General features: G+C 71.2%; 2 protein-coding genes. Both read right to left on the bottom strand.

Annotated elements, in window-relative coordinates; all coding sequences use genetic code 11:
• Nucleotides 1–201: 201 nt before the first annotated feature.
• Nucleotides 202–747: a chemotaxis protein CheD gene (locus K1Y73_RS21880; protein ID WP_225030530.1), complete on the bottom strand. Its 546-nt coding sequence runs from the start codon at nucleotides 745–747 to the stop codon at nucleotides 202–204.
• The coding region (locus K1Y73_RS21875; protein WP_225030528.1) for a CheB methylesterase domain-containing protein at nucleotides 744–1,413 on the bottom strand (670 nt) is incomplete at its 5' end. The genes K1Y73_RS21880 and K1Y73_RS21875, both read right to left, overlap by 4 nt.

Raw genomic sequence — 1,413 nt, 5'->3', positions numbered from 1 at the left:
CCCGGCGCGCTGCGCCTGCCCGCCGGCGTGGTCGCCCCGCGCCAGGACCTGTCAAAAACGACCGGCCCGGATCGGGTCTGTGCGCAGGCCGGCCCAGAACCGGCGGGGTTCGGCCACCCGCACCCGACCGGGGGGCGGGCCCTTCACATCTGCCCAGGATTTTCCCGGGCCGCAGTGCCGGGGGACCGGCAGAAAGCGCAATCAGAACAATTCGATCGCCGTGGCTGCACGTTCGGGCGCGCGCGGGGGCCGAGGCGGGGGCAGGGTTTCCTCGACCTGGGTGCTGGGGATCAGCAATTGTCGCGCCTTGCCGGTGGCGGGCTGGAAGGTGATCCGCCGCGCCTGCGTGCCGCCCAGGCTTTCGGCGACGCAGGCAATCCCCTCGTCGCGCAGGAACTGCCGGGCGAAGGCGGCATTCGAGGCGCCGATGTCGCGCAGATTGGTGGCAATCTTCGCGCCCCCGAACAGTTTTGCCTGCAGCCGGTCGCGCCGCGCGCCGTTGCGCAGCAGGGCATTGATCAGCACCTCCATCGCATGCACGCCATAGCGGATATCGCCCGTGGCGGCGCCGGGCTGGGACTGGGCCAGCAGGAAATGGTTCATCCCGCCGATCCCGGCCTGCGGATCCCAGATACAGGCCGAGACGCAGGACCCAAGCACCGTGGAAAGCAATTCTTCCGGATCGCGCGAGATGTGGAATTCGCCCTGCACAACCTGGGTCGTATGCGGCTGGGATGCGTGGGTCATCGACGTGCGGCCTCCATCCGCGGTTCGGCGCAAAGGCCGAGAAGCTCGGGTGCGACCCGCGCCAGGGGGACGATGCGTTCGGCGGCGCCCAGATCGGCCGCGGCGCGCGGCATGCCATAGACGACCGAAGTCGCCTCGTCCTGGGCCAGCGTCCTTGCCCCGGCCTGGCGCAGCTCAAGAAGACCCTGCGCCCCGTCGCGCCCCATTCCGGTCAGCAGCGCCGCCGCCACCCGGGGCGCGATCGGCAGGGCCGAGCGGAACAGCATGTCGACCGATGGCATATGGCCTGAAACCGGGGCGCCTGGCGTCACCTCGGTGATCAGGGCCTTGCCCGGACGCAGCGTCAGATGGCCGCGGCAGCCCGCGCCGACCATGATCGTTCCCGCTTGCAGCGCCACGCCGCTTTCCGCCGTGACGACCCGGGCCGCGGCGCAACGGGCGAAAAGCCGGATCAGGCTGTCGGAAAACGCCGCCCCGGTATGCTGGACGATCGCGGTCGGCGGGCAATCGGCAGGGAAGGCCGCCAGGATCTGCAGCAAGGCGTCGATCCCGCCGGTCGAGGCGCCGATCAGGATCAGCCGGTCGGCGCCGAAACGGCGTGCCGGCGCAAGGGGGTGCGCCGCAGCCGACGCACCGCCCGGCCCTTCGGCCATTTGCGCACGGGCG

Source organism: Xinfangfangia pollutisoli (genome assembly GCF_020179405.1).
GTDB lineage: Bacteria > Pseudomonadota > Alphaproteobacteria > Rhodobacterales > Rhodobacteraceae > Pseudogemmobacter > Pseudogemmobacter pollutisoli.
The sequence above is the reverse complement of the archived record's forward strand: the minus strand, read 5'-3'. Positions and strand labels throughout refer to the sequence as shown.